The sequence below is a fragment of the Kibdelosporangium phytohabitans genome (genome assembly GCF_001302585.1).
Taxonomy (GTDB): domain Bacteria; phylum Actinomycetota; class Actinomycetes; order Mycobacteriales; family Pseudonocardiaceae; genus Kibdelosporangium; species Kibdelosporangium phytohabitans.
Window position 1 is genome coordinate 1,864,456 of sequence record NZ_CP012752.1, and the last position, 18,385, is coordinate 1,882,840.

The 18,385-nt window shown below is 66.8% G+C and carries 21 protein-coding genes and 3 pseudogenes; 10 read left to right on the forward strand and 14 right to left on the reverse strand.

Annotated elements, in window-relative coordinates:
- The first annotated feature begins 547 nt into the window (after positions 1-547).
- Together AOZ06_RS08495 and AOZ06_RS56030 are read left to right on the forward strand one after the other, a co-directional pair.
- The gene (locus tag AOZ06_RS08495; protein WP_054288929.1) at positions 548-1,369 is read left to right on the forward strand and encodes a hypothetical protein; all 822 of its coding nucleotides are present in this window, start codon (positions 548-550) and stop codon (positions 1,367-1,369) included.
- A gap of 272 nt (positions 1,370-1,641) precedes the next feature.
- Positions 1,642-1,800, forward strand: a complete 159-nt coding sequence (locus AOZ06_RS56030; RefSeq protein WP_157232920.1) for a hypothetical protein — start codon at positions 1,642-1,644, stop codon at positions 1,798-1,800.
- Positions 1,801-1,810: 10 nt separating this feature from the next.
- Here the strand turns inward: AOZ06_RS56030 and AOZ06_RS56035 are convergent, their stop codons facing one another.
- Positions 1,811-2,272, reverse strand: coding sequence for a CPBP family intramembrane glutamic endopeptidase (locus AOZ06_RS56035; RefSeq protein ID WP_157232921.1), 462 nt, complete (start codon positions 2,270-2,272; stop codon positions 1,811-1,813).
- Positions 2,273-2,538: 266 nt separating this feature from the next.
- On the opposite strand from AOZ06_RS56035, the pseudogene AOZ06_RS59700 reads away from it, so the two are divergent.
- Together AOZ06_RS59700 and AOZ06_RS08505 are read left to right on the forward strand one after the other, a co-directional pair.
- Positions 2,539-2,787 (forward strand): annotated as a pseudogene (locus AOZ06_RS59700) (alpha/beta hydrolase); the annotation flags it as partial.
- 266 nt (positions 2,788-3,053) lie between these two features.
- Positions 3,054-3,602 (forward strand): RICIN domain-containing protein, encoded by a 549-nt coding sequence (locus AOZ06_RS08505; RefSeq protein ID WP_157232922.1) that lies wholly within the window; start codon positions 3,054-3,056, stop codon positions 3,600-3,602.
- A 431-nt stretch (positions 3,603-4,033) separates the two neighbouring features.
- Here the strand turns inward: AOZ06_RS08505 and AOZ06_RS08510 are convergent, their stop codons facing one another.
- Both AOZ06_RS08510 and AOZ06_RS59705 read right to left on the reverse strand, forming a co-directional pair.
- Entirely contained in the window at positions 4,034-4,516 is a 483-nt protein-coding gene (locus AOZ06_RS08510; protein WP_054288932.1) for a hypothetical protein, read from the reverse strand.
- Positions 4,517-5,098: 582 nt separating this feature from the next.
- Positions 5,099-5,572, reverse strand: a complete 474-nt coding sequence (locus tag AOZ06_RS59705) for a hypothetical protein (RefSeq protein WP_225954723.1) — start codon at positions 5,570-5,572, stop codon at positions 5,099-5,101.
- On the opposite strand from AOZ06_RS59705, the gene AOZ06_RS59710 reads away from it, so the two are divergent.
- Positions 5,525-5,794: a hypothetical protein gene (locus AOZ06_RS59710; RefSeq protein WP_225953175.1), complete on the forward strand. Its 270-nt coding sequence runs from the start codon at positions 5,525-5,527 to the stop codon at positions 5,792-5,794. The two genes, AOZ06_RS59705 and AOZ06_RS59710, sit on opposite strands and share 48 nt — an antisense overlap.
- On the opposite strand, the pseudogene AOZ06_RS61635 reads toward AOZ06_RS59710, so the two are convergent.
- Positions 5,773-6,069 (reverse strand): annotated as a pseudogene (locus tag AOZ06_RS61635) (integrase core domain-containing protein); the annotation flags it as partial. The gene AOZ06_RS59710 and the pseudogene AOZ06_RS61635 overlap by 22 nt on opposite strands.
- Positions 6,070-6,087: 18 nt before the next feature.
- Complete coding sequence (locus AOZ06_RS58775) at positions 6,088-6,384, reverse strand: hypothetical protein (RefSeq protein WP_054288934.1); 297 nt, start codon at positions 6,382-6,384, stop codon at positions 6,088-6,090.
- Positions 6,385-6,575: 191 nt separating this feature from the next.
- Here AOZ06_RS58775 and AOZ06_RS08530 point away from each other — a divergent pair, with 191 nt between their 5' ends.
- From AOZ06_RS08530 to AOZ06_RS61965, 4 genes and pseudogenes are all read left to right on the forward strand, one after another.
- Positions 6,576-6,896, forward strand: a complete 321-nt coding sequence (locus tag AOZ06_RS08530) for a PadR family transcriptional regulator (RefSeq protein ID WP_054288935.1) — start codon at positions 6,576-6,578, stop codon at positions 6,894-6,896.
- Positions 6,893-7,693 carry an HAAS signaling domain-containing protein gene (locus AOZ06_RS08535; RefSeq protein WP_054288936.1) on the forward strand — a complete coding sequence of 267 codons (801 nt, stop codon included), beginning with the start codon at positions 6,893-6,895 and terminating at the stop codon, positions 7,691-7,693. Before AOZ06_RS08530 ends, AOZ06_RS08535 begins: the two co-directional genes overlap by 4 nt.
- A gap of 419 nt (positions 7,694-8,112) precedes the next feature.
- Positions 8,113-8,340 (forward strand): hypothetical protein, encoded by a 228-nt coding sequence (locus AOZ06_RS58780; RefSeq protein ID WP_054288937.1) that lies wholly within the window; start codon positions 8,113-8,115, stop codon positions 8,338-8,340.
- 105 nt (positions 8,341-8,445) lie between these two features.
- A pseudogene (locus AOZ06_RS61965) lies at positions 8,446-8,589 on the forward strand (helix-turn-helix domain-containing protein); the annotation flags it as partial.
- Positions 8,590-8,808: 219 nt separating this feature from the next.
- On the opposite strand, the gene AOZ06_RS59720 reads toward AOZ06_RS61965, so the two are convergent.
- The 5 genes from AOZ06_RS59720 to AOZ06_RS08570 form a co-directional block, all read right to left on the reverse strand.
- Positions 8,809-9,153, reverse strand: coding sequence for a hypothetical protein (locus AOZ06_RS59720; protein WP_054288938.1), 345 nt, complete (start codon positions 9,151-9,153; stop codon positions 8,809-8,811).
- Positions 9,154-9,371: 218 nt separating this feature from the next.
- Entirely contained in the window at positions 9,372-10,427 is a 1,056-nt protein-coding gene (locus AOZ06_RS08550; protein WP_054288939.1) for a fatty acid desaturase family protein, read from the reverse strand.
- 464 nt (positions 10,428-10,891) lie between these two features.
- Positions 10,892-12,994, reverse strand: a complete 2,103-nt coding sequence (locus tag AOZ06_RS08560; protein ID WP_054288941.1) for a catalase — start codon at positions 12,992-12,994, stop codon at positions 10,892-10,894.
- A 49-nt stretch (positions 12,995-13,043) separates the two neighbouring features.
- The gene (locus AOZ06_RS08565; RefSeq protein WP_054288942.1) at positions 13,044-13,514 is read right to left on the reverse strand and encodes an SRPBCC family protein; all 471 of its coding nucleotides are present in this window, start codon (positions 13,512-13,514) and stop codon (positions 13,044-13,046) included.
- A 281-nt stretch (positions 13,515-13,795) separates the two neighbouring features.
- The gene (locus tag AOZ06_RS08570; protein ID WP_054288943.1) at positions 13,796-14,281 is read right to left on the reverse strand and encodes a DUF5994 family protein; all 486 of its coding nucleotides are present in this window, start codon (positions 14,279-14,281) and stop codon (positions 13,796-13,798) included.
- Between the two features lie 185 nt (positions 14,282-14,466).
- Between AOZ06_RS08570 and AOZ06_RS08575 the strand changes: the two genes are divergently transcribed.
- The gene (locus AOZ06_RS08575; protein ID WP_054288944.1) at positions 14,467-15,588 is read left to right on the forward strand and encodes a glycosyltransferase; all 1,122 of its coding nucleotides are present in this window, start codon (positions 14,467-14,469) and stop codon (positions 15,586-15,588) included.
- Here AOZ06_RS08575 and AOZ06_RS08580 read toward each other — a convergent pair.
- The 4 genes from AOZ06_RS08580 to AOZ06_RS08595 form a co-directional block, all read right to left on the reverse strand.
- Positions 15,585-16,232: a DUF998 domain-containing protein gene (locus AOZ06_RS08580; RefSeq protein WP_225953176.1), complete on the reverse strand. Its 648-nt coding sequence runs from the start codon at positions 16,230-16,232 to the stop codon at positions 15,585-15,587. The genes AOZ06_RS08575 and AOZ06_RS08580 overlap by 4 nt on opposite strands.
- Before the next feature lie 85 nt (positions 16,233-16,317).
- On the reverse strand, positions 16,318-16,812 hold the full coding sequence (locus AOZ06_RS08585; protein ID WP_063809992.1) for a DUF5994 family protein: 495 nt from the start codon (positions 16,810-16,812) through the stop codon (positions 16,318-16,320).
- A 183-nt stretch (positions 16,813-16,995) separates the two neighbouring features.
- Positions 16,996-17,961, reverse strand: a complete 966-nt coding sequence (locus tag AOZ06_RS08590; protein ID WP_157232924.1) for a transcriptional regulator — start codon at positions 17,959-17,961, stop codon at positions 16,996-16,998.
- A 163-nt stretch (positions 17,962-18,124) separates the two neighbouring features.
- Entirely contained in the window at positions 18,125-18,376 is a 252-nt protein-coding gene (locus AOZ06_RS08595) for a hypothetical protein (RefSeq protein ID WP_054288946.1), read from the reverse strand.
- Between the last annotated feature and the right edge of the window lie 9 nt (positions 18,377-18,385).

The window sequence follows — 18,385 nt, forward strand, 5'->3', positions numbered from 1 at the left end:
CGGGTGAAGGCCTCGCGTGCCCGAACGCGGATCCGGTGGCGTCCGTTGGGGCGCTTGTGATCTCGGCCCGGGACCCGGAACCGTGGACGTGGAGCCTTTGCCGCGACGCGGGGAGCGTGCGAGATGCGTCGATTGCTTGTTGTGCTGGGCCGGATTATGACCATCACCCTGGTGGTGACGACACTGACGGTGCCGGCCGCCGCGCAGCCGCCGACCACGGATGCCTACGGTCACATCGTTTCGACCCGGCCTTCGTCCTGGGTAAACGCGGCGACCAGAAAAGACTACCCAGTCGGGGACGAGACCTCCTCCGTCGCGTACCCCGTTCCCATCCAGTTCTACGGCAAGAGCTACGATCGGATCAACGTCCACGTCGACGGCTGGGCCTCGCTGGATGGCCGGGGCGACCCCGGGGCACGACTATCCCCGACCCGCGGGCACCGAACGGTGCGATCTACGCTTTCTGGGACGCTCTGGTCATCGACGACCAGGCGGGTGTCTGGACCCACCTCGACGGGGGCGAGCCGAACCGCCGTTACACCGTGGAATGGCGCGACGTCACCATCAAGTCCGCGCGGGCAGCCGGATCAGCGCGCAGATCGTGTTCGGTGAAAACGACGTATTCCTGATCCAGTACCGGGAGATCAACCGGTCGGTTCCGGCCGAGGCGGGCGCGTCGGCCGTGGTCGGTATCGAGAACCCGGGCGGCACTGCGGGAATCCCGTACTCGCTCCGCCGGCCCCAGCTGTCCGACGAGGTCGCCGTCCAGCTGCGGCTGCCGGGCACCGCCATCGCCCGCGGCGTCGTCAGGGACGCCAACACCGGCGAGGGCTTGTACCGCGCCTCGGTCTCGACCCGCGGTCGTGGTCGATGCGTGGGGTCGAAGGGGCCGAGGTTGTTCGTGTCCGACTGGTCCCTGTCACCCGCGGTCGCCACGCTGCTGCTCGCCGATCTCGGGCTGAGCGTGCCGCAACCTTTCGAGCCCAGCGTCCCGTACACGACGGTGTCCGGGCGCGAGCGGCTGCAGGGCGAGCACGGCGGTCGACGTGGACCGGCGGCAGATCGTGGTGGCGTTCGGGGAGGCGCCCGTCGCGGTCATGGCGCTGGGTCTGGTGGACGGCAAACCGCTGACCGCGCGTGCGTGCTGGGCGCGGCGGCCGTGCTCGTTACGCAGGACGACCGGGGCTGGCGGTTCGCGCGGTGCAAGGCCACCGCGTTGTTCTGGGGGCTGGCGGCGATGACCCCGGACACCCCGGCGGCGGGCGGCGTCCCGGTCACGTCGCCCGCGACGGTGGCCCCGACGACGTGGCCGACGACGATGACGGCAACCCGTTGGCCCAGCGTCCGCTGCGGGGCACGCGTGTCATGAACCTGGCGTAGCGGACCTCCCACGTCCGGGCCGCCCGACGTGGCCCAAAAGCGGCCCGAGTCCGGTGGACCGCGCCCGCTCGGGCTCGAAGCACCACGTCCTGACCGAGGGCGCAGGCATCCCGCTGTCGTGTCGCTGACTGGCGGCAACGCCACGACGTGACCGAACTCGAACCGCTGCTCGACGCGATCCCACCGGTGCGGGGGGCGGCGTGGCCGGCCACGCCAGCGGCCCGAGGAGCTCTACGGTGATCGCGCCTACGACCACGACAAGTGCCGGTCAGCACGGTCGGACCGGACAGCGTGGTCTGCAGCAGCCCGTGCGACGCCTCGGCCGAGCCGGAGATCGCGACGCCGAAGATGCCGGCCTGGGTGAAGTTCCAGGCGAAGTGCAAGCCGATCGGCAGCCACAGCGAACGGGTCGCGACATAGGCGGCGGTCGTCAGCCCCCACCCGTCAAGGCGATCGACAGCACACCCCACAGCGTCGCGTTGGCGCTGATCGAGTGCGTCAGACCGAAGATCAGCGACGACACGATCAGCGCGACCACCGTCCCGGTGCGTTCCTCCATGATCCGGAACAGCACACCGCGCAACAGCACCTCTTCGGTGACCGCGACGCTAGCCACCAGCCCGGCAGTGCCGAGGCAGCCCCAGATCGAGCCCCACGCCATGTCCTGCCAGCCACCGAACATCCCGATCAGCAGGATCAACAGGACGAACAGCCCGAACCCCAGCAACGCCCCACGCCACAGCTGCGACCACACCCGCACCGTGCCGAGTTCCGGGACATCTACCCGCTGCTCCACAACCTCCGACAGCTTGCGATAACCGGCCACAACAGCGATGACCGAGCCAATCCCCAACGGCAGAGCGAGCAGTACGACGGGTGACACCAGCTGCATGAGGACAGCGTTCGCCAGAATCACAACGGTGAACACGACCAGCAACACGTTGGAACCGATACCTGCGTCCTCTCTGCGGCGATCTCCTTGTATGACACAGACATTAGGAGGCCAGACCAGCCATCGAATCCCACTGGGAAAAACAACCTGTGTACCTCTCAAGGGGGACAACCGGGTGCCGCGGGCAACCAGCTCAACAGAACCGCAGGGACAACGCCACACCGTCGGAGCACGGCCTCGGGCTGTAGGAGGTCCTCGGCAAGCGAGCGGCTTTCGTCGGCGCGGAGTACGGCGGGCACTACGTCTACGGAGAGGGCTCCACATGTGTGGACGAGGCGACGGTGAAGTTTCTGACCACCGGCCAGCTGCCGGACAAGAAGATCCACTGCACCGATGTCGCGGCAGTCCTCAGAGACATTGAACCCGGCACATGCACGCGCGGGTCAGTCACGACTCAGACGAGGCCAAAGCCCTCATGCGACTCGTTCCAGGCTGAATCCGGTCAGCCTGAATGACAGGCGGAGACAGGGCGAGTTGGGCACCTACACCTGCCGCAGCGCGTCGGGCGCGGCAGCTGCTGGGCCGGAGTGGCGCGGTTGTCGCGCAGTGCCATGCCGATCACCGTGTAGCGATCGCGGTCCAGGTCCGGCCGCGATCGGCGGATGGAGATGATCAGCCGGGAGCAGGCGGATGAGCCGGTACGACCGCTTGGCGGCTGGTTGGACCGGATCGTCCTGCCTAGGCTGGTTGTCTTCTGCCAGGCGAAGAAACGGATGTGGTCATGCGCAAGCGTTTCGCGGTCCTTTTCGCTGTATTGTCGGTGATGGCTCCAGTTGTCCTGTCCGCGGCTCCGGCCAATGCCGATGGGTGGTGGCTGCAGTACTCTGACCGCAGCGCCAGATTGTGCATGGACGTACCCGGTGGCTCAACGGCCGAGTTCGTCTTCCTCAAGCAGGCCACGTGCAAGACTCCGGTCGGCAGCGGATCGTACAACCAGCTGTTCCAGCTCCAGTTGCTCGGCAACGGCAACTACTGGGTGATTCCGAGGAACAGCAATAAGTGCGTCCAAGTCTGGAACGAGTCCACCGCCGACGGTGCGGGCATTCAGCAATTGGCGTGTTACAGCAGCCTCAGCCAGCAATGGAACACCCCGGTCGTCAGCGAGAACCCGAACGGCTCCGTCAACCTCATGTTCCGCAACGTGCTCAGCGGCAAGTGCATCACTGCCAACGGCAATGGCACCACCCTGACCCAGCAGTCCTGCGACAGGTCGAACCTCCGCCAAGTATGGCGTCAGCACCTCCGCGACGCCGGTGGCGGTAGCAACTGAGACCGTGTTCTGGAACACGGCTTGAGTCAGCGCCGTGGGCCGACGATGGTGAGCCACCAGATGTTGGCAAGGTCGACGGGTTGTGCGGGCTCGCAACGGTTGGCTCGGTGAAGTAGGACCCAGCCGGCTGGTGCTGGCCCGTTTCACCTGTTGGGTGGAGGAAATCTGGAGAACTGATGTGCGTTGTAGGTCGTCGAATCGGACTCAACGGTGGTGTGCGGAACCAGTTTGTGCTGCCGTTTCTCGGTTTCTGCCCGCTATAGTCCTTTTTGGATTTGTCCGACTACTCGCGTATGCGGTGATTCTGAGCGGCGTTGGGGCGGTTACGTTCTGGCGTGGTCGTTCGGGGTGGCGGCGGCCCTCGCTGACGCTGGGGAACGAGCGGAAGTAGCCGTGCCGCCCGTTGGGGGCGGCACGTGGTTGATCGGGGGTCAGGCGGCTGTGCGCCATGTGGTGTCGAGTTCGGTGGGACGTAGGGCGTTGAGGGCTTCGTCCCAGCGGGTGGTCAGTGCGGCCATGTGGCGTTGTTCGACTTCGGCGGCGTCGGACAGGATGAGTGACAGCAGTTTCATGGTGTCGGACGCGGTGACGGGTGCGAGGCCGTTGTGGCGGAGTGTTTTGGCCCAGGCGCGGGCTTTGCTGTTGGTGATGTGGGTGAGGGGGGTGTCTTCCCAGCGGGGCAGGATGTGGTTCTTGAGTTTGCTGCGGTAGTTCTCTTCGGTGCGTTCCCCGACGTCCAGGGCGTCAAGCCAGTCTTGGTCGACGTATGTGCCGAGGGTGGTTCGTCCTGCGGCGGGGTCGATCCAGATCTCGCTGCGTTGTTGGGCTTCGATGTCGTCGGCGGCTTGGTCGGCGGCTTTCTTGGTGGAGAAGCCGGGGATGGATGCGATGCCGTTGTCGGTTTCGTAGCGCACCCGCCAGGTATGTTTCCCGCTCTTCTCGACCCAGGCCGTGATCGTTCCTCTCTTGGTGATGTGGGGGTCACGGGTGTGACGGGTGTATGGACGCTCCGTTCGTCGAAGACGGCAAGTGATTCCTGCCGAAAACTCCTGTGCGGCAAGAGAATTGCCCGATGTCGGCGAGTGTTAACGGTGTTGCCGTCTGACGGTGGTAGGCCGATCTTGGTGGCCAGCGTCGGCGATCTGTCGCAGATCGGCGGTGGAGAACCGGAGATGTCTGCCGACAAAGGTGCAGGGGATCATTCGCTGGCCAGCTTTACGGCGCAGCCAGGACTCTTTCACTGTGAGGATTTCGGCGGCCTCGCCAGGTGTGTGCAACTGTGGCAGATCGTCGGGTGCGTTGTCGCGATGGCCGGGTGGGTACGCGGAATTCTTGCGACGTCGAGGTCGGCTGACGTCGTTGCTGTCAGGGCTGTCATTGTCACCCTGGTAGGTGGTGGTTCGGCGACGAGCACGCATGGCTTGTCCTTACGGGTGAGGCGTCACGTGGTCGTTGGGAAGGTGACCGGTCGGAACGCTGTTGTGGGCGTGCTGGCCTCATGCGGCCGGACGTTGGGCGCAGTGCTTGCGTGGCGTGCGGGGCTGGCGCCCCTGCGTGAAGGTGCTCTCGTTGGCGTGCGTGCGCGGTGTGGGGTCGTCGTCAGTGTGGTGTGAGGGGCGACGATTGCGGCGCGGGCCGGTCGGGAATCGCTGAGCGCGCGAGGACTCCTTCGATGTCGGCTTCGATGGGGAGCCCTCCTGCCGGAGTTCATCGTCCACTTCCTGTTGCAGCGCGGTGATGACCTTGATCGTCAACACGTCCGGATAGTGGTTCGCGGCCATCACGCGGCCCCGCTCGCCGTGCGGTGTCCGCGAGTGGTAATCCAGCGGTGTTCGGCCGTTGGTTATCGTGTCGGGTGAATCGATGGGTGGGTGGTGTTCATGGGCGATCGGCGAAAGGCCTTCCTCGCGCGGCGTCAGCAGATGGGCCATACTCAGGAAAGTTTCGCGATAGCCCTCGGCGTCGACCACACGACAGTCAGTCGATGGGAACGGGCTGTACTGGTCGACAACTCGGTTGCCGGTTCTGGCCTGGGCTTTTACGCGGCTGGCCGGTACTCGTTGAGCAATCCGCCGAGACGCTGTCGGCGTCGGATCGTGTCGATTCGGGCCGGGAACGGGATCGTGTTCGGTTCGTCGTTGGGAGCACGCAGAAGCATCCCGTCGCCTTGGTGGCTGCGCCCGGCGTTCTGATGGGCGACGTAGATGTCGAGCACGTGGTGTAGGTGGCGTTGTCCGGTGATGAGGATCCGGTCGGTGCACTCTCGGCGGAAGGAGCCGATCCAGCGTTCGGCGAAGGCGTTCATCCGCGGGGCTTGCGGTGCGGTGAGCACGATCTCGACGCCAATGGAGGCGAAGACCGCGTCGAAGGCGGCACCGAACTTCGCGTCGCGGTCGCGAATCAGGTGTCTGAATCGGTGCCCGGCTTCCTCCAGATCACCGGCGAGACCGCGGGCCACCTGAGTCACCCAGTCCGTGGTTGGATGCTAGGTGATGCCGAGCGGGTGAACTCTGCGTGTCGTGATCTCGATGACGAACGCGACGTACAACCGCTTCAGCGTCACGGTGTCGATGTGGAAGAAGTCGATCGCAAGTAGGCTGTCGGCTTGGGCGCGCAGGAAGGTGCACCAGGTGTCGTCGCGGCGTGTCGATGGCGGGACCTTGTTGGTGCGCAGGATTTTGCGGATGGTCGAGGCGGCAATCCGATGGCCGAGGCGTCGCAGCTCACCTTGGATGCGAACCACGCCCCAGGTCCGGTTCTCCCGCGCCAGGCGCACGATCAAGGTGACCAGTTCGTCGCCGATCGGCGGACGGCCCGGCGGTTTCGGTTGCCGCCGTGTGAAAGGGACTCACTCAAGGCCTGCTTGGCGGTCCGCGACTGCATCTCGTTCTTCGTGCGGTGCTGCCAAGCCCGGGTACTACACACTGTGCAGTAGTCTGCGCTGCGTGGTACTCTCCGCTGAGGAGGAGTTGGATGGAAGTCAGTCAACTGCTCAAAGGGGTGCTCGACCTCGCCGTGCTCGCAGTGCTGCATGAGCAGGACGGCTACGGCTACGACGTCGTACGCCGGTTGCGCGGTGCTGGGCTGGACGAGATCGGCGACGCCTCGGTGTACGGCACGCTACGCCGGCTTTTCAACGCCGGCCTGCTTACGTCGTACCTCGTCCCAAGCGAGGAGGGCCCGCATCGCAAGTACTACAGCCTCAACGAGGCAGGTAGGCAGCGGATGGCCGAGTCGGCGCAAACCTGGCGTGTGTTCGCGCAAACCATGAACAGTCTGGTGGAGACGGTATGAATTCGAAAACCGGCAGTGCGGAGGACTACCTGGCCGAGGTCCGCAAGCAGTTGGCCGACCTTCCGCCCGAGGAGGTCACCGACATCCTGGCGGACATCACCCCCCAGATCCTCGAAGCGGCGACCGATTCCGATCGTCCGCTCACCGAGCGGCTGGGCATGCCTCGCCGGTACGCCGAGGAGTTGCGGGCGGCGGCGGGCTTGCCGGCACGTCCTTCGTCCGGTACGGGAACGGCACGCTTCGCGTTGTGGAGCCTCACGGTGGGGAGCGTCGCGGCGGTAGGTGCCGGCTTCCTCAACATGTGGGTGATGAGAGTGAGCCCCCGCACCTTCGGGGGCGCCGTTCGACTTCCCCTGATCCTCGCCCTGCTTCTGCTGTTGGCGGGCGCGTTGACCGCGATCCGGCTCGGTCCGTCGATCCGCTCGGTCATGGCGTTGCCCGAAGTTCGACGCGTCTGCGCCGTCGTCAGCCGCATCCCGGTCGGGGTGCGCGCCTATATCCACTCTGTACAGCCCGGCTGGTGGTTGGCGCGCGGCGTACTGATCGCCGCCCCGGCTCTCCTCGCTCACCAGCCCAGCATCCTCTGGGTAGTGGCGCTGTTCACCCTGGCGGGTGTTGGCGTGTGGACAGGTCCGCGCGGACGGACCGACCGGCGCTGGCTGTGGATCAGCGTCCCGACCACCGGATTCGCTCTCGGCACCCTGTTGCTGATGGTGGATGTCTTCTGGGTGAACCCGGTCATGATGACGGGAGACGGCACGTTCCACTTCGTGGACAGGTTGCTGCTGACCGCTTGAGCGCATCGCCCGATGCCGTTTCGCGGCAGAATTCGCCGCGCGAGAGCAGCGAGACTGCCCTTTGGGCCCCTGTACATGTTCCGGGCGTGGTCATACGTTCAGCCGGACGGCGACCGAAGTGATCGCAGGGATGACCACGTACTGAGCGGTTACATCCTGGTCTGGATGAGTTGGCGGGGTAAGGGGCCAGAGCGGTGGCCGAAGAGTTGATCCGCGGCCCAGTCGCAACGGCTTCACTCGCGCGTTCAAGCGGCAGTACGGACCGACGCCCCACGACTTCAGCAGGGAGCTCGCCGCCAGTTCCGCCCGTTTCGACCTGACACCGCGCGCCACCTTGGCACGTCAGACCGATGAGCTCACGGGCATGATGCGGGGCGACGGGTCCTTCGCCACCGCGTCCGCCCCGGTACGCCAACGACATGCACGTCCTGAGCCGGATCTACCGCGGCAGCGGATACCTGGACATCGGCGAAAGCCGCTGCGAACGACACCGCGGCGTCGCGACCTGGATCCCGGCGGGCTTGAAGCACATCACCGGTCTGCGCGAGAACTCCATCTCACTGCCCCTCGGCAGCCGACCACCGCTGACCTCCAACTGGCCGAGCCGCTACAGGTGCAGTTCTCACCCGCGTGGGACGACTACCTGATGCACTGCTCCATCAGCGCCCGATCCCGCGAATCGGCCATGTTCGACGTTCCCGCCGAGGTCCACCGAGTCTTCCGCGACGAGACCGGCATGACCTTCGCGCTGGCGCTACGCCGCCCGCATGCGCATCGCCCGCGATCTGCTTGCCGGTGGCGCCAGGCCCAGCGCCGTCGCCCGCCGCGTCGGCTACGCCCACCTGCCGGCCTTCAGCACCGCCTTCACCCGCTTCCACGGGTTCTCACCACGCGAGTTCCAGGAACGCGAGGGAGCTCCCCCTGAGGCGCGGACACAGCTCCACTCGTCTCAGGCGGGGGCGCCTGCTCCGCGTCGTATCGACGGTGACAACGCGCGGCAGGAGATCAGATGCAGGCCGCCGCTCGTGCGGCGGCGCACGAGGACGAAGCCGCCGCGGCACGAGCGTGCCTGGCCATGCCGTGGAAACTCGGTGGCGGAAGCGTTTCGTGGCTCGTTAGGCCTTCGCGAGCCGGTATTCGTACGGAGAAGAGCCAGGCGATGCCGAGCAGTTGGTGCCTTGGCGCGAAGAGGTGTACGTGTAGCCGGACGGGATCGTGCACGCCCACACGCCGGTCAGGTTGTAGTTCACCGCGTCCAGCAAGAAGTACTCGTACCGGAACGCGCAATTGGTGTTGATCCGCACCGACGACCAGGTGTAGCCGGACGGGACCGAACACGCCCACGTGCGATGGGAGTTGACGTGCACGTCCCCGGCGGCGGCCGGTGCCGCGATGGCGGTCGCGGCGACTATGGTCGTGGCCACTGTCGTGCCGATGTTCCGGAGCAATGGTTTGATCACTATCTCTCCCCTGCTGGACGAGCGAAGTGACAAGTCAGTGCCTGCAGGCCTTTCCAGGTAACCAGAGCGTCCGGAAACGTCGTACCGCCGAGAGGTCGCGAGCCGTTTGCCGACGCCGCAAGGCAACGCGGGCCAACGCCGCATACGACATCGGCATCATCCGGCCATCACGCCGGCAGATGAGCTGCGAGGGGTCAGCGACGATGCCCAGGGGGTGGTCAGGAGGTTGTGGCGGGTGCTGGGTGTTTGCGGAGGGGTGCGCCTGCGTCGTGGAGGTGGCGAAGAACCTGGGCGTAGGAATTGAGCAGGGTGGCTTTGCTGTAGGGGATGGTGTTTCGCGCACAGAAGGTTTCCACGATGGGCTGGGCGCGGCGGAGGTTGGGGCGGGGCATGTGGGGGAACAGGTGGTGCTCGATCTGGTAGTTCAGACCGCCGAGCAAGCCGTCGACCCAACGGCCGCCGGAGATGTTGCGTGATGTCAGTACCTGTTTGCGCAGGTGGTCGAGCTCCTGTTCCTTCGTCAGGATGGGCATGCCCTTGTGGTTGGGGGCGAAGGAACAACCGAGGTAGACGCCCATCAGACCCTGGTTCACGACGATGAACAGGATCGCCTGCGGCGGCGAGAGCACCAGGAACAGCGCCGTCAGATACCCGGCGAGGGGAACGGTCAGCAGTGCCGCTTCCAGAACGGGCTTCTTGATCTCACGGCGAACCACTGCCTGGATGCTGGCGATGCGCAACATCGCCGCTTCGAGCAGCAGCAGTGGGAAGAACAGGAACGCCTGGTACTTGGTGATCCACCGGTAGATCCCGTGTTTCGTGCGGGACTGCTCACGGCTGAAGGCCAGCGCGGGCAGGTCTATGTCGGGATCGTGGTCCTCGTGGTTGGGGTTGGCGTGGTGCAGGTTGTGTTTGCCGACCCACCACTGGTAGCTGATTCCGGTGACCCCGCCGTGCAGGTAGCCGACGAAGTCGTTGCGCTTGCGTGAGCGGAAGATCTGCTTGTGCCCCGCGTCGTGGCCGATGAAGGCGAACTGGGTGAACACCAGCGCGAGGAACGCCGCGTTCAGCAGCTGCCACCACGAGTCGCCGAGCAGTGCGAACGCCACGCCGCCGACGGCGAGCAGGATGACGTTGATCGCCATCCGCGCGAAGTAGTACCCGTACCGGCGGTCCAGCAGCCCGGCCTGCTTGATCTGCCGGGACAGCCGGGCGAAGTCGCTTCCTCGTGGCGGATCAGCCACGTCCGGCAGCGGTTTGTCCAATGTGGTCATAGGGTGCTGCTCTCCTGGCTAGTGGGATTCCTGGTGTGCGCGGTGCGCGATCGGCCGGTCGAAGGGATCGCGGAACAGGTTCGCACGCAGGGTGCGGTGGTCCGCGCCGACCGGATCGCACGGCTCGTGCGACTCGTACGTGTAGGGATGGCTGAACAGGCCCTGCGTGCGAGCAGGGCCCGTTGTGATCGTGGTGGTGATGACTGTCCTTCCAAGACTGGTGCGCCCTGTCGCAGCGCCACCGTCGCGACTGTCACAGGAGACGGTGGCGAAGAAACTGCGAGCCGGCAAAGACCTGATCGCGAGAACCGCGACCACTGAGTGGCCAGCTGGGCTATACCCGTACAACTGTACCGTCTGCGGTTTTGTTCCCGTGCTCGCAGTCGCGAGAGCGGGGTCACAGGCGACCTGCGTACCATCTGGTTGGCGTGTCCACGCACCTCGATCACTGGCGCTGCCGCCCGTCAGCCGGCGGGCGGGACGGCCGAGAGCATGACCAGTTCGGCGCGGTCCCACGCGCGGTGCAGGCCGAGTGCGGTGACCATCGATGCGGTGAAGTCCTCGTCCACCTTCTTGCCGAGGACCACGCCGGGGGCGGCGAGACTGATTCCGGCGTCTTCCAGGATGTCCTGTCCGGTGCCCCAGGCCGCGATGGCCTTGCAGTGCCGGAACGCCTCCTGCAACAGCAGAACCAGCTTGATGTCGTTGGTCGGTGCCGTGCCACCGGCGACCACCACCGCGTCGAACTCGATCGAGCGGGCGGTCAGCAGTGTCCGCTCCACGATCTGCTTGGTGCGGCCTCGACCCAGGACACCGCCGACGGGTGCGATGACGTGCACGGCCGCACCGAGTTCCGTCGCGACTCCGCGAAGGATGGCTACTCCAGCGAGGTCCGCGTTGGCGTCGGCGATCACACCGATCTTGCGACCGGCGATGGGACCGGGTTCGGTGACGACCTGGGACAGTGCGGGCGAGGTCGTGACGTCGTTCGCCGGTTCACCGGCCGGTGCGGGCAGGCCCAGCCCGGCGGCGACCTGTTCGCACAGGTCGGTGTCCACCTTGGACAGGACGATGAGTTCGCGTTCCTTGATGGCCTGTTCGTAGCATTTGCCCAGTTCGAACGTGAACGCCTCGATGATGTGGACCTGCTCGATCGGGGTGAGGCTGCGGTAGAACATGGTGGCCTGGGAGAAGTGGTCGTCGAACGAGGCCGGGTTCGCGCGTACCGCGGGGCCTTCGATCGCCCTGGGCACCTGCACGTAGCCGCCTTGTCCGGCGGATGCCGGGCGGGGCAGGTCGCCGTCGATGCTGTTGGGACGGTAGGGCGCCAGTCCTGGGTGGACCGCGTGCTGGTGCATGCCGTCACGGAACATGTCGTTGACGGGGCACCGCGGCCGGTTGATCGGCAACTGGGCGAAGTTCGGCCCGCCCAGCCTGGTCAGCTGGGTGTCGAGATAGGAGAACAGCCGCGCCTGCATCAGCGGGTCGTTGGTGACCTCGATACCGGGGACCAGGTGGCCGGTGTGGAACGCGACCTGTTCGGTCTCGGCGAAGTAGTTGGTCGGGTTGCGGTTCAGGGTCAGCTTGCCGACCAGCTGGACCGGCGCCAGCTCCTCCGGGACGATCTTGGTGGGGTCGAGCAGGTCGATCCCGTGGAAGCTGTCGGTTCCGTCGTCGGGCATGACCTGGATGCCCAGCTCGTACTCGGGGAAGATCCCGGCGTCGATGCTGTCGGCGAGGTCGCGGCGGTGGAAGTCCGGGTCGACGCCGGCGGCGATCTGCGCCTCCTCCCAGACCAGGGAGTGGATTCCGGCGACCGGTTTCCAGTGGAATTTCACCAGTGCGGTCTCGCCGGAGTCGTTGACCAGGCGGAAGGTGTGGACGCCGAAGCCTTCCATCGTCCGGTATGAGCGGGGGATGCCGCGGTCGCTCATGTTCCACATCACGTGGTGGGTGGCCTCGGTGTGCAGTGAGACGAAGTCCCAGAACGTGTCGTGTGCGGACTGGGCCTGCGGGATCTCCCGGTCGGGGTGCGGTTTGCCCGCGTGGATGATGTCGGGGAACTTGATCCCGTCCTGGATGAAGAACACCGGGATGTTGTTGCCGACCAGGTCGAACGTGCCTTCGTCGGTGTAGAACTTCACCGCGAAGCCGCGGGTGTCGCGGACGGTGTCAGCCGAACCGCGCGAACCCAGGACCGTGGAGAACCGGACGAAAACCTGGGTTTGCTGCCCCTTCTTCGTCAGGAACTGAGCCTTTGTCACCTTTTTGGCGGTGCCGTAGGACTCGAACACGCCGTGCGCGGCGGCGCCGCGGGCGTGGACCACCCTTTCCGGGATGCGCTCGTGGTCGAAGTGTGTGATCTTCTCCCGCAGGTGGAAGTCCTCGAGCAGGGTCGGCCCGCGCTCCCCGGCCTTCAGCGAGTGGTCGGTGTCCGGCAGGCGCACGCCCTGGGCCGTGGTGAGGAATTCGCCTTCCTGCCGCAGTGCGCCGTCAGACGCCACCCCGCGGTCGGAATCGGCGTTCGGAGTTGAGCCGTTTCCGGCGATCTTGCGACGCGATGACATGAACGATCCTTTGTGGATGGCCGGTGAAGTGGATCGGGCGGGACCCTGTTCAGCCGACGGTGCCGGGGCGGTCGATGTCGCCGCGCCACTCGCCGGTCGCGGCGCCGTCACGGGACTCGATGAACTCCTTGAACCGCTTCATGTCGCCCTTGACCCGGCGGTCGAGGATGCCGAGCTTGTCGGCGACCTTCTCGACGAAGCCCTCCGGGTCGATGTCCATCTGGGCCGTCACCCTCGTCGTGGTGTCGCTGAGCCGGTGGAACGTGATGACTCCGGCGTGCTGCGGCCCGTCGTCGGACCGCCAGGCGATCCGCTCGTCGGGGTGCTGTTCGGTGATCGTGGCGTCGAACTCCCGGTGCACCCCCGCCGAGCTGACTTTCCAGTGGGTGTGGGTCGCGTCCACCTGCTCGATGGCGTCGACACCCTCCATGAAGTGCGGGAAGGACTCGAACTGCGTCCACTGGTTGTATGCGGTCGTCACGTCGACTTCGACATCGATCGACTCGGTGATGGTGCCCATGAGGTGGTTCTCCTGAATCGTGGTTCCGGCAGCTGCTCAGCAGCCACTGTGGATTGACAAGCGAAAAAGGGAGCCGTCAGCCGCTTCGGGCCGGTACCGGCTCCGCGCCACGCGAATTTGACGGCGATCGGTGCGGCAACGCGGTCACATCGCGACCTCCCGGCTACGACAGCACAGACACGGCACCGGGGTCTTGGGTGACTGAATTGGGATACACGTGATCGGGCGTGCTCAAACCTGCGAGGCCGCCCGACTGCACGACGCCTCGCCGGGGACTGCTGTCACGGGCGAGGACCGGTTTTCGGAGATCCGCTGCTCGGCGCGATGCCGTTGTCGGCGAGGATGTCCTCGACGGTGGACACAGTGTCCGAACGGGACGCCGCCCGGAGCATCGCGCGGGCCGCGCCGCTCGGCGTGGCAGGCGGGATCACCAGCAGCCGGATTCGTTCCAGGTTCAGGCCGGTGACCACCACGGTGTGCGCGGGCGTCGCGCGGGAGCCCACCAGGTTCACCGCCCAGTTCTCCACGATCAGCGTGCTCTCCGCGGGACCCCAGTCGTCGAGGTGGTAGGCCATGTGGCGGGCTGGTCCGCCCCAGGAGCTCAAAGCCATGATCAGCGCGGGGAATTCCGAAGCCGGGTCGGCCGACCTCGGCCACCACGCGCCGTCGACGTGGCCGAGCGCCGCGGCACGCGATCTGACCTGCAACCTCAGTTCGCGGGGCGGGCTCAGTGGCGCTGCGGGTCCGCTGTTGAGGTCGTAGCTCATCGCAGTTGTCCCGTCTCAGCCGAAGATCAGTCCATGGCAGCCCGCCGGGGGCTGGAGCGGGGTGATACGTGCTTCGCAGGACCCATGCTACGCCCACGACGGCGGAATCTGGTGTTCGGAGAGTGGATCCGCTGCTCACAGCGTTACGGGGCGCGAGGCGGGACACCTGCTGCGACACTGCGACCATGCGCATCGTGATGCTGCTGGACGCGTGGGACGACGCACCGACCGGAGCGGTGATCTCCACCAGACGCTTCACCGAGCGGCTGCGCGACCGGGGGCACACGGTGACCGTGGTCTCCACAGGAACGCAGGGGCCCGACAAGATCGCCTTGCCCGAACTGCGTGTTCCGTTCGCCCAACCGATCATCACCAAGATGCGTACGCCGCTGGCGTGGCCCGACCGCCGCTCGCTGGCCAGGGCGCTCGCCGACGCCGACGTTGTGCACGTGCACACCCCGTTCCTGCTGGCGATGCGCGGGATCACCATGGCGAAGGCGGCCGGTGTGCCGACAGTGGCCACGTTCCACGTTCGAGCCGAGCACGTGCTGCGCAACATCGGCGTTCGCGGTCAGGCCACAGCGGATCTGCTCAGCCGTTTCCTTCTTCGTACCGTCTACGGCCGTTGTGACCACGTGATCTGTCCGAGTGGGTTCGGCGAGAACGAGTTGCGCCGACACGGCCTGCGCACGCCTGCCACAGTGGTGTCGAACGGGATTCCCGAGGAATACCGGCCTCAGCCGCGGCCCGCGAACGACCGGTTCGTGATCCTGTCAGTCGGTCGGCTGGCCCCCGAGAAGCGACACGACGTGCTGATCGAAGCGGTCCGGCGGTCGCGCCACGAACAGCGCATCCAGCTCGTGGTCCTCGGCGACGGGCCACTGCGGGACCGGTTGCGTGAACAGGCCCGCGGCCTGACCAACCCCGTGCATTTCGACTGCCTGCCGCCGGGCGAACTGATTTCGCACTACAACGCGGCCGACCTCTACGTGCACACCGCGGAGATCGAGGTCGAATGCATGAGCGTGCTGGAGGCGATGGCCTGCGGGCTGCCCTGCCTGATCGCCGAGTCGGCGACGGACGGCACCGCGCGGCTGGCCCGATCGGAGCGGTTCCGGTTCCCGGCCGGGGCACCGCACGAGCTGGCCGCCCGGATCGACTACTGGATCGACCACCCCGAACAAGTGCGGGCCGCCCGCGCCGACCACGCCGAGGCCGCTCGCCGCTACCCCGTCGACGCCTCAGTCGACCGCCTGCTCACGGTGTACCAACACCTGGCCACTCGGCAGCACGTGCCGGGCCGTTAGGCGAGAGGGCATCGCGCGGCCTTTCTCACGGCCAAGGCGAGTACGACCAGCAGCGCCAGCTCCGCGCCCAATGCCACACGCTCGATCAGCCCCTTGGGCAGCCACGGCACGAGCTGGGCCGCACCGAACATCGCCGCACAGGCCAGGACCGCGGCGGCGAATCGGCGGATCCACACGGCGAAGCCCGTCCAGCGCGGGTCGGGGTGCAGTGCACGGGCCAGCAACCAGCCCGCCACGGGCAGGCAGGTGAACAACATCGCGCCGCCGAGCCGGTGGAGCTGCCCGGACAGCGTCTGGTCGGTGGCGAGCTGATCGCCGGGGAACACCGCGCAGAGCAGCAGCCCGGCGTACCAGAGCCCGAAAAGCGCGCTCGTGGCGAGGCTGCGAGGCATCCTGGCACCGTGCATCCCCGCTCGCAGTACGAGCCCGGCGAGGCCCAGGAGCAGCACAGCCGAGACGAACAGCGGGCCGCCCGCGCTGTGGAACGCGTAATCGCTCACCGGGTCGGTCACCGGGTCCACCTGCCCGCCCAGCACAGCGGTCAGGTAGCCGGTCACCAGCAGCGCGAAGCCAAGCAGCGTCAACGCCAGCCAGGCGAGCATCCCCGCCGTGGCGCCGCGGCCGGCGGATCGGCGACCAGTCATCACAGGCCCATTGTGGGCGCTGACGGCGAGAGATCTCAGCCGATCCGTGCGATTTCACCGATACAGGCCACTCGGCGCGGGGGTCTCACCGGTCCAGGTCGCGCTGACCATCCTGAGTGGACGCTCTGGGACGACTGCCGTTGCTGGCCAGGATGTCCGCCGCGCTGGCGGTCGAGTCGAGTGCCGACGAAGCCCGCAGCACAGCGCGGGCCATCCCGCCCGGGGTGTCCGGTGGCACCACCAGGAGGCTGACTCGCCGGGCGTCCGCACCGATCACCACGACCGTGTCGTGGTCCATCGAGTGGAAGCCCTCGAACCGCACCGCCCGGCCGTCGATGGTCACCTTGCGTTCGATGCCGGACCAGGTGCCGAGGTGGTAGGAGACCCGGCTGACTGGCCCGACCCACGTGCCGAGCGCGGCGAGGAGCGCGGGGAACTCTTCCCCCGGATCCTTCGAGCGCGGCCACCACCCGCCGTCGACGTGACCACCGGCCGCACCTTCCGGTTTCATCTCCAGCCGCGGCGCGGTGCGGCTGTCCTGCCGAGTGGTACGCGGGGGATTGCGCTGGCCCGAGGTCATCTCGGCGCTCCTGCCTCCGGTCCGGCGTGCCGGCCGGGGATAGTGTGGTGCACCCGAGGCGGCATTCGCGAAACCGCGACTGCTCCGATCGCCTCCGGTGAGCTCATCATACGCCACGCGGACCGCCCCTTATGTCCAACTTGGACATATGTCGTCGCGCGATTGCCCTCCGGCCATCGGAAATCAGGCCGTCCGGCTCATCTTCGTGGCGATCTGCGCGGCCAGCTCGCGGACGCACCTGTGCGCGGCGTTCCGGCGCGCGATCTGGTGCAGCGGACGCAAGCGGTCGCGTACGCGCGACGAAGCCAGGTTCTCCGTGCAGGACAGGGCTTTCAGACCGGCCTGTACACCCGCGGCGCGATCGCCTGCCAACAGGTGGCTCGTGGCGAGAGCGATGTGACAGAAAGTCCGGCTGCGAGCCATGTCGTCGCTGTATCCGCCGATCGCCTCGGTCAGTGCCGGGATCGCGATGTGCGCGTGCCGCGCGCCGTTGTTGCGAGCCAGTTCGGTGTGCACGACCCCGGTCATCGCCTGGAGTTCGTTCTGGTTGAAGAACCTTTCCCAGCCGGGTACGGCCGCCGGGTCGGCTCGGGCGAGGAACTCCTCGCCGTCCCGCAGCAGCCTGAGCGCCGCGGCGTGGTTGCCCATGCAGGCGTGTGCCCATGCTTGGTTGACCGTCAGGATGGCGGCTTCCCGTTCGCCGTTCTCGCCGGTCGTGGTGCGCCTGCCGAGCTGGAAGTGGTGCAGGGCCGCGGCGGGATCCCTGTGGTGCAAGCAGATCCGTCCCAGCCGGTAGAAGATGTTCGCGGTCAGGCCGTCGTGCCGAGCGTGCGCCGCCAGCGCCAAGGCCTGGGTGAGGTACACGCGAGCCCGGCTGGGCCGGCCGATGTCGAAGCACACCCACCCAGCCAGGTTGTACAGGTCGGAAACGGCGACGTACACGTGCTCCCGCGTGACTTCCGTGCTGGCAGCGGTGAGCATCGGCTGCACACGGTCCATCAGCTTGAGCAGTTCGCTGACGCACGAGCCGCCACCGGAGCGGTAGTCCACCGCTCGTAAAGCACGTGTCTGTCGTCGCAGCCGTTCGACATCGGACCTGCCGACCCGGTGGGCGGCCCACTCCGCGGCTGACGAATCTGACGTGACCATCACGGCTCCTGACGCACCGAATCAGCTGGTCGGGCGCCGCCGAGGGCCAGAGCGGGGGCGGGGCGGGGTGCACTCGACCCGCCGTACCACCACGGATGGTACAGCATCGAGCCGCCCGTCAGTGGGTCGAATGGCGGCATGTCAGGGGAAAGCGGCCGGGCGGTCAATCGAGTTGGTGGGGGAGGCCTCGATTCTCGGTGCGCACGAGGTGGGCGAAGCACTTGGGGCAGATCAACTCTCCGCATTCGCCGCGCGTGGCGACCATCGTCGACTCACGTGGCCTGTCACACACCACGCATCGGTACACGGCGACGATCACGAGGCTGTGCAACGCGAATCCGCGCCAACTGGGGAACGAGGAGAGGATCGGCAAGTCAGCCAGGGTGATGGGGGTCTGCTCACCGACGGTCGACATGCGCTGCTC

What these genes read in the sequence shown, in the direction of transcription:
- AOZ06_RS08550 (WP_054288939.1), bottom strand. Translation starts at nt 10,427, where the DNA reads ATGACCACATTGGACAAACCGCTGCCGGACGTGGCTGATCCGCCACGA.
- AOZ06_RS08585 (WP_063809992.1), bottom strand. Translation starts at nt 16,812, where the DNA reads ATGACCTCGGGCCAGCGCAATCCCCCGCGTACCACTCGGCAGGACAGC.
- AOZ06_RS08535 (WP_054288936.1), top strand. Translation starts at nt 6,893, where the DNA reads ATGAATTCGAAAACCGGCAGTGCGGAGGACTACCTGGCCGAGGTCCGC.
- AOZ06_RS08505 (WP_157232922.1), top strand. Translation starts at nt 3,054, where the DNA reads ATGCGCAAGCGTTTCGCGGTCCTTTTCGCTGTATTGTCGGTGATGGCT.
- AOZ06_RS56035 (WP_157232921.1), bottom strand. Translation starts at nt 2,272, where the DNA reads ATGCAGCTGGTGTCACCCGTCGTACTGCTCGCTCTGCCGTTGGGGATT.
- AOZ06_RS08495 (WP_054288929.1), top strand. Translation starts at nt 548, where the DNA reads ATGGCGCGACGTCACCATCAAGTCCGCGCGGGCAGCCGGATCAGCGCG.
- AOZ06_RS08595 (WP_054288946.1), bottom strand. Translation starts at nt 18,376, where the DNA reads ATGTCGACCGTCGGTGAGCAGACCCCCATCACCCTGGCTGACTTGCCG.
- AOZ06_RS08575 (WP_054288944.1), top strand. Translation starts at nt 14,467, where the DNA reads ATGCGCATCGTGATGCTGCTGGACGCGTGGGACGACGCACCGACCGGA.
- AOZ06_RS58780 (WP_054288937.1), top strand. Translation starts at nt 8,113, where the DNA reads ATGCACGTCCTGAGCCGGATCTACCGCGGCAGCGGATACCTGGACATC.
- AOZ06_RS08570 (WP_054288943.1), bottom strand. Translation starts at nt 14,281, where the DNA reads ATGAGCTACGACCTCAACAGCGGACCCGCAGCGCCACTGAGCCCGCCC.
- AOZ06_RS08590 (WP_157232924.1), bottom strand. Translation starts at nt 17,961, where the DNA reads ATGGTCACGTCAGATTCGTCAGCCGCGGAGTGGGCCGCCCACCGGGTC.
- AOZ06_RS08565 (WP_054288942.1), bottom strand. Translation starts at nt 13,514, where the DNA reads ATGGGCACCATCACCGAGTCGATCGATGTCGAAGTCGACGTGACGACC.
- AOZ06_RS08530 (WP_054288935.1), top strand. Translation starts at nt 6,576, where the DNA reads ATGGAAGTCAGTCAACTGCTCAAAGGGGTGCTCGACCTCGCCGTGCTC.
- AOZ06_RS08560 (WP_054288941.1), bottom strand. Translation starts at nt 12,994, where the DNA reads ATGTCATCGCGTCGCAAGATCGCCGGAAACGGCTCAACTCCGAACGCC.
- AOZ06_RS59710 (WP_225953175.1), top strand. Translation starts at nt 5,525, where the DNA reads ATGGGCCATACTCAGGAAAGTTTCGCGATAGCCCTCGGCGTCGACCAC.
- AOZ06_RS08580 (WP_225953176.1), bottom strand. Translation starts at nt 16,232, where the DNA reads ATGACTGGTCGCCGATCCGCCGGCCGCGGCGCCACGGCGGGGATGCTC.